Raw genomic sequence first — 7343 nt, forward strand, 5'->3', positions numbered from 1 at the left:
TCCCCCTACTTAGGGTGATCAGCAAACCTGATCGATCGGAGGGCGCAAGCATTGCGCCCCTACAGTAACGGATTTTGTCCACAATGTAGGGGCGAACTGCGTTCGCCCAAAAGGTACATTATCAAAGCGCAAGTCCCTAACTATCCTATTCATAAAACCTAAAATTATGTCGAATTTATCCGGGGTTTTAGATATTTTGACCCGATAGCGGCTCGATAACTTACTTTTGCAGGAGATGACTGATCCTCTTGCCCTATTTTGGTAAAATCAACTATAATGGGGGGAAGTTAATCTTTGCCAAGCTTGAGCAGACTTAAACTAATCCCTCAGTGAGCAAGCAATTGAATCCTATGCTTAAAATTGCCCTTTTTGGAACCAGTGCCGATCCTCCTACTGCCGGTCATCAAGCCATACTAAAATGGTTATCGGAACAGTACGATATTGTTGCAGTTTGGGCTGCCGATAATCCCTTTAAAAATCATCAAACCAGTCTCGAACATCGTCTGAGGATGTTAAATTTGCTCATCCGGGATATTCAACCCCCAAGGGATAATATACAACTGCGACGAGAATTAAGCGATCGACGTAGCTTAATTAGTGTGGAAAAAGCGCAAGCAATTTGGGGAGAACAGGAGGAATATACCCTAGTCATCGGTTCTGATTTAGCTGGACAAATTAGGCACTGGTATCGTAGCCAAGAATTACTAGAAAAAGTCAAAATTCTCGTGATTCCTCGTCCAGGCTATCCTATTAACCAAGATGATATTGAACAACTGCAAACATTGGGGGGTGATTGTCTAATTGCTGATGTATTTGCTCCGGCTGTATCCTCAACAGATTATCGAGAAAAAGGCGATAAACAGGCTGTTCCTGCACCGATTAAAGATTATATCGAAGGTCAAAAACTTTACGCATGAAATCGCCAAATACCCTAGCTAATAAATCTCTAGCTGATTTTAAAGTCGGAGTTGATAACGTGATCTTTTCCGTTGATACCCAATTAAATCGGCTGCTAGTGCTTCTGATTAAACGACGGGAAGAACCTTTTAGTAATTACTGGAGTTTACCCGGGACTTTAGTTAGAAATGGGGAATCACTGGAAACGGCAGCCTATCGAATTTTAGCCGAGAAAATTAGTGTCAATAATCTCTATCTAGAACAGTTATATACTTTTGGCAGTCCAGAGGGAGATTCCCCGGCAGCGGCCGAGAGTTTTGGGAAACGTTATCTATCGGTGAGTTACTTCGCTTTAGTGCGGTTTGAAGAAGCAAAGTTAATCACTGAACAGGATCATAATATCACTTGGTATATGATTGATAAAGTGCCAGATTTAGCCCTTAATCACGGTCAAATTTTGGAATATGGCTGGCAAAGATTACGCAATAAAGTAGAATATAGTCCCGTCGCTTTTGAGGTTTTACCAGAATTATTTACTTTAAATGATCTTTATCAATTTTATGAGACAATTTTAGGTAAAAATTTTAGTGATTATTCTAACTTCAGAAATCGGCTATTGAAATTAGGATTTCTCAAGGATATGGGTTTAAAAGTCTCTCGTGGTGCCGGTCGTCCTGCTAGTTTATATCGCTTTGATGAAAAAGCTTTTGCTCCCTTTAAAGAGCAACCGTTAGTTTTTGTTTAAATAGGAAAAAATATGAGAATTGCTATCGCTCAATTAAATCCCATTGTTGGAGATATTGAAGGAAATGCCCAAAGAATTTTAGAGGCTGCTCAAACGGCATTTAATCAGGGAGCGGAATTACTTTTAACCCCGGAATTATCCCTCTGTGGTTATCCCCCCAGAGACTTGTTATTAAATCTGGGTTTTGTGGAGAAAATGTCTCGACAATTGCAATTATTGTCCCAACAATTACCAGAAAAATTAGCCGTCTTAGTCGGTTTTGTCGAAAAAAATCCCTCGGCAACGGTCAGGGGAGAAAAGCCGTTATTTAATAGCATAGCTTTGTTAAAAAGTCAAGAGATTAAACAAATTTTTACTAAACGTTTATTGCCTACCTACGATGTTTTTGATGAGGATCGTTACTTTGCTTCTGGGAAAGAAAGTCAATATTTTCAAATAACAGAAAATAATGTAAAAATCGGTGTAACTATCTGTGAAGATGTTTGGAATGATGAACAATTTTGGGGTCAGCGTCAATACGCAGTTAATCCCATCGCCGATTTAGCTAATTTGGGAGTGGATTTAATCGTTAATCTTTCCGCTTCTCCCTACAGTGTCGGTAAGCAAAAATTGCGAGAATCTTTATTATCCCATAGTGCCACTAGATATAATTTACCTATAGTTTATGTCAATCAAGTGGGAGGTAATGATGATTTAATTTTTGATGGTGACAGCGTGGCTTTTAACAGACAAGGAGAAGTGATTTATCGCGCTCAGACATTTACTTCTAGCCTAGAATTGATCGAGTTTAATCAAGATTTGTTACCCGCAGTTATTCATCCTTTACCCGTCGATGAAGATGAGGAAATTTATCGAGCTTTAGTATTAGGAGTGCGAGATTATGTGCAGAAATGCGGTTTTAAACGGGTAATTTTCGGCTTGAGTGGTGGCATTGATTCCAGTTTAGTTGCCGCTATTGCCAGCGACGCATTAGGTAAAGAAAATGTTCTCGCTGTGATGATGCCTTCTCCCTATAGTTCCGACCATTCCATTAGCGATGCAGTGGCTTTAGTTAATAATTTAGGTATCAAAAGTGAGAAGTTAGCAATTCAGGAAATTATGACCGCTTATGATCAACTTTTAGATGGTCTTTTCGCTGGGACTGATTTCGGTATTGCTGAAGAAAATCTTCAGTCACGCATTCGTGGTAATTTATTAATGGCTCTCTCTAATAAATTCGGTCATTTACTATTATCCACTGGCAATAAATCAGAAATGGCGGTGGGATATTGCACCCTTTACGGTGATATGAATGGTGGTTTAGCAGTGATTGCCGATGTGCCGAAAACCAGGGTTTATTCCCTCTGTCGCTGGTTAAATCGGCACGGGGAAATTATTCCCCTTAATGTGATTAATAAAGCTCCTAGTGCTGAATTAAAACCCAATCAGAAGGATCAAGATTCTTTACCTCCCTACGAGATTTTAGATGCTATTTTAGCACTATTAATCGATCGCCATCAATCCGCCGAACAAATTATCGCCGCCGGCTTTGAGCCTGAAATTGTGCAGAAAGTAATTAAATTAGTTAAAAATGCCGAATTTAAGCGCAAACAAGCTCCCCCGGGTCTAAAAATTAGCGATCGCGCTTTTGGCACTGGTTGGCGAATGCCCATCGCTAGTCGCTGGGGTTAGAGGGGTTTTCAGTTATCAGTTATCAGTTATGGCTCTCTTAGATTGAGTATGATCAATTGGTAACAAAACGCCAATTTAAGAGGACTCTTCGCCTAAAATTATCAAAGTTATTTAACCGATAAGCCTGACTGCTTGATATAAGTGGGTGAAAGCTAGTGGCAGAGGAACTGGGAGAAAAAAGGGTAGAGAGATATAATTGCTTGAAGTGATCACACTTTCGCGCTCCTTTAAGTTTTGATAATCCATATTTTTGCTAATAAACATAGCAAAAGTATGGATGATTTCCTGACCTAAGATCACATTTTATTCTTTTTTCCACTTCCATCTAAAAATCGAGAAAAAAGAAAAACTTTCCATTGTACCATAAAAAAATTATGCAAGAGGTCTAATTAGCAGCCCCAATCAAAATAAAGGGCGACCAAAAGAAAGGATGGCTTTTAATTTGACTTAGTTTGGCCTTTTGCATGGCTTCACTTTTAGTCATACCATTCTTGAGATTTTGATAAAATTGGGTCATAATTTCGGCACTGGTATTATCTTCAGCATTCCAAAGACTGGCTATTACTGATTTAGCACCGGCTCTTTCTAAGACGTAAGCAAGTCCCGATATTTCCTGGCCGTCTGCGTTGGCTTCCTTGGCGGTTTGACAGGCACTCAGGGTGATTAATTCGGTATTTTTTAAGCCTAATAATGCGGCATCGGCGATTTTATATTCCTCTTTATTGGCGAAAAGAATAGTATTAGCTTGCATACCCAAATTAGGACAGCCAGCAAGGTCAAAACAGCCGTGAGTTCCTAAGTGTAAAATCGAGAAGCGAAAGGCTTGTTTTTTGAATATATCTAGAGTTGCGTTTGTACCGAGATATTTTTCACTTCCGGGAAAGGTTTTGCTGATAGTTTCTGCTTCTATTTCTGTGCCTTTAAGTTCTTCTTGGGTGGGTTTAGGGTTAGCAAATGCTAGACCTTGTAAGGGTTTTCTTTCGGTGCTGGGAGGGGTAGATGTGGAGATACGAGTTAAATAATAAATTGGATATTTTTCTAGGAGAACTTGCTTATTTTTCTCATCGTAGAGGGTTTCAAAGGGAATATAGCGCAGTTGTCCACTAGCAATAATAGCGATATTTTTCGGGGAACTGGTGGCGATTTGTGATTCAATGGGACGGATTAAAATCTCGTAGAGTTTGCCACCGGTAACATCCACATCGCTATTTTTATGATCGGCTAATTGGGTACGGTATTCGCTGACGAGTTTATTCAATTCATCGCGTTTTGCATCACTTTGAATAACGATTAATTTTTCTCTAGTAACGAGAAATAGGGCGACTTTATCGCGGAGGGGAACCGGTTGAATAACGAGGGTATCAGGAGCGATATTTTTCTGGAGTTGGGCGATGTCGGTGGGTTTACTTTCAAAAAGTTCAGCAATTTCAGGATATTTATCTCCGATATTTTCCGCATTTTTATACACTTTCTCCTCGAATTGTCGGATCTGTTGTGCCAGTTCTTCAGAGAATTTATCCTGTAGTTGTCGTCGCATTCCTTCGAGTTGTTGATTGTCGGTGTTCCAGTTATCAAGTGCTTTTTGTGCATCGGGATCAGCAACTTTGGCATTAATCAGGCGATTGTAATCGGCGAGATCGGCGGTAGTGGCGAGGTTTAGCCATTGAAAGGCTTTTTCTGGTTGATTTTGCTGGATGAGGACTTCGGCGAGGGTGATGACGGTTCTTTCGTTAGAGGCTAAAAACGATTTTCGATTTTGACCTGCAATATTTTCCCTCGAAATATCTCCCCGTATCTTGAGGATAATGTTGAGGGACTCTTCCAAATTCTTGATCGCTTCTGCGGGTTGATTTATCTTTTGATAAGCTAGGCCAAGATTATTTAAAGAATTAGCTTCCCCTTGTAGATCGCCGATTTTCCTCGCTATGGCTCGATTCTCTTGATGGTGATCGATCGCTTTCTGATATTGTCCGAGGGAAAGATAAGCACTTCCTAAATTGCCTAAAGAATCGGCTTCCCCTTTTAGATCGCCTATTTCCCTCGCAATGGCTAAAGTCTGTTCAAGGTAATCGATCGCCTTTTTGTACTCTCTGAGGAAGTAGTGAGCAACTCCTAAATTGTTTAAAAAAGACCCTTCCTCTTGGCGAAGGCCTATGTACCTCGCGATGGCTAAAGACCGCTGGTGGTAATCGATCGCCTTTTGGTACTCTCTGAGGGATTGGTAAGCATTTCCTAAATTGCCTAAAGATCTGGCTTTACTTCCTTGATCGCCGATTTTCTCAGCGATTTCTAAAGACTGCTGGTGGTAATCGATCGCTTTTTGGTATTGTCCGAGGGATTGGTAAACGTTTCCTAAATTGCCGAGAGCATTGGCTTGCCCTTTTAGATCGCCGATTTTCTCAGCGATTTCTAAAGACTGCTGGTGGTAATTGATAGCTTTTTGGTACTGTCCTAGTAAGTGGTAATCAACTCCTAAATTGTTTAAAGCCTTGGCTTCCCCAGAACGATCATCTAACTCCCTCGTGATGTCTAAAGACTGCTGATGGTAATTGATCGCTTTTTGATACTCTCCACGCGATTGATAAGCGTTTCCTAAATTGTTTAAAACCTTGGCTTCCCCAGAACGATCATCTAACTCTCTCGTGATGGCTAAAGACTGCTGGTGGTAATCGATCGCTTTTTGATACTGTCCGAGGGAGCTATAAGCGTTTCCTAAATTGTTTAAAGAATTGGCTTCTCCTTGGCGATTAACTATCTCTCTGTTAATGACTAAAGACTTTTGGTGGGACTCGATCGCTTTTTGATATTGTCCGAGGGAAAGATAAGCACTTCCTAAATTGTCTAAAGAAGCCGCTTCTCCCTGACGATTTTTGATTTCTTGATAAATTTGTAAGGCTTTTTCCCACGATTGCAAGGCTTCTCGAAACTGACTTATTTTATATTGTTGAGCGCCTTGCTGTAAAAGCCTATCCGCTTCTTTTCGCTGTTTTTCTGCTTCCATTAATACTAAAAGTTTTTCAGCACTTTTTTCTAAATCAGCATCCTTAATTTCTTTTGCGATGGTTAAAGTCTGCTGAAAAAATTCTATGCTCTCCTTAAATTCTCCTAACTCATAGTAAGCCCCACCGAGATTTAAAAAGGCGAGGGCTTCTAGACGACGTTCTTTTGACTCTTGTGCTATTTTAACCGCATTTTCTAAAACAGAAATAGCTTGACGGTATTGACCGTCGTTAACATAGGCATTGCCTAAATTAACGGTAGATTTAGCTTCCCCTGAAAGGTCTTTAATTTGCCGGTAGGCTATCACCGCCTGTTGACAGGATTGAATCGCCAATTTTACTTGATTATTATCAAGATTCTGGCGACATAATTGCAAAAGTTGATCCGCTTCTGCTTTCCTCGCATCCGTATTTTGCGCTATTACCGCAGGGACGAGAGAGGAGAGTTTCCCGTTAACAACTGGTAGGGTGACGGTAGCCACCAGAGAAAGAGTAAGTAAGGCGTAAAATTTGGGATTCATAGTTATTTCCGCTATCAGTTATTAGTTAATACACCTCATCATGAGTTCCAATGTTAATCAAAACTATCCTATCTGTTTGAGTTTTCTCGTCTCGTTCCAAATAGAAAATGATGCGGCAATCATAACTACAGGAACAAGCTCTCAATTCCTGATATTCTCCCCTGACTCGATTAACATTTCTTGCTGTTCCCTGGGTAATTGACTAACCAACTCCAGCGCGTTTTCAAAGGTAATCATATTGAACTCCCTTGTTAAATTTAATGCGATAACAGTCCTATTTAAGTACGAAGATCTGATCAATGACATAATTTTTCCCCTCGCTAACCCGACATTAGAGGAATCTTTAATAAATGTTTCCTAATCCAATCAGCTAAGGGACTTGCGTGGGAATAATATCCCAATCGATCGGAGGGCGCAAGCTTTGCGCCCCTACAGTAACGGATTTTGTCCACAATGTAGGGGCGAACTGCGTTCGCCCAAAAGGTACATTATCAAAGCGCAAGTCCCTAA

4 protein-coding genes are annotated in these 7343 nt (G+C 40.4%); 3 read left to right on the plus strand and 1 reads right to left on the minus strand.

Translation table 11 applies throughout. The features are described 5' to 3' along the window. Positions 1 to 350: 350 nt before the first annotated feature. Genes IM496_RS18405 through IM496_RS18415 form a run of 3 tightly spaced genes read left to right on the plus strand, consistent with a single transcriptional unit; the run spans position 351 to position 3313 of the window. The gene (locus IM496_RS18405) at positions 351 to 917 is read left to right on the plus strand and encodes a nicotinate-nucleotide adenylyltransferase (protein WP_002743664.1); all 567 of its coding nucleotides are present in this window, start codon (positions 351 to 353) and stop codon (positions 915 to 917) included. Further along, positions 914 to 1642 (plus strand): NUDIX hydrolase, encoded by a 729-nt coding sequence (locus tag IM496_RS18410; RefSeq protein WP_287662857.1) that lies wholly within the window; start codon positions 914 to 916, stop codon positions 1640 to 1642. The genes IM496_RS18405 and IM496_RS18410 overlap by 4 nt, the downstream gene beginning before the upstream one ends. Positions 1643 to 1654: 12 nt before the next feature. Further along, entirely contained in the window at positions 1655 to 3313 is a 1659-nt protein-coding gene (locus IM496_RS18415) for an NAD+ synthase (RefSeq protein ID WP_287662859.1), read from the plus strand. 385 nt (positions 3314 to 3698) lie between these two features. Here the strand turns inward: IM496_RS18415 and IM496_RS18420 are convergent, their stop codons facing one another. Beyond that, on the minus strand, positions 3699 to 6833 hold the full coding sequence (locus IM496_RS18420) for a CHAT domain-containing protein (protein ID WP_194016608.1): 3135 nt from the start codon (positions 6831 to 6833) through the stop codon (positions 3699 to 3701). Positions 6834 to 7343 lie beyond the last annotated feature (510 nt).

This window comes from Microcystis sp. M049S2, assembly GCF_020245625.1.
Lineage (GTDB): Bacteria > Cyanobacteriota > Cyanobacteriia > Cyanobacteriales > Microcystaceae > Microcystis > Microcystis ichthyoblabe_A.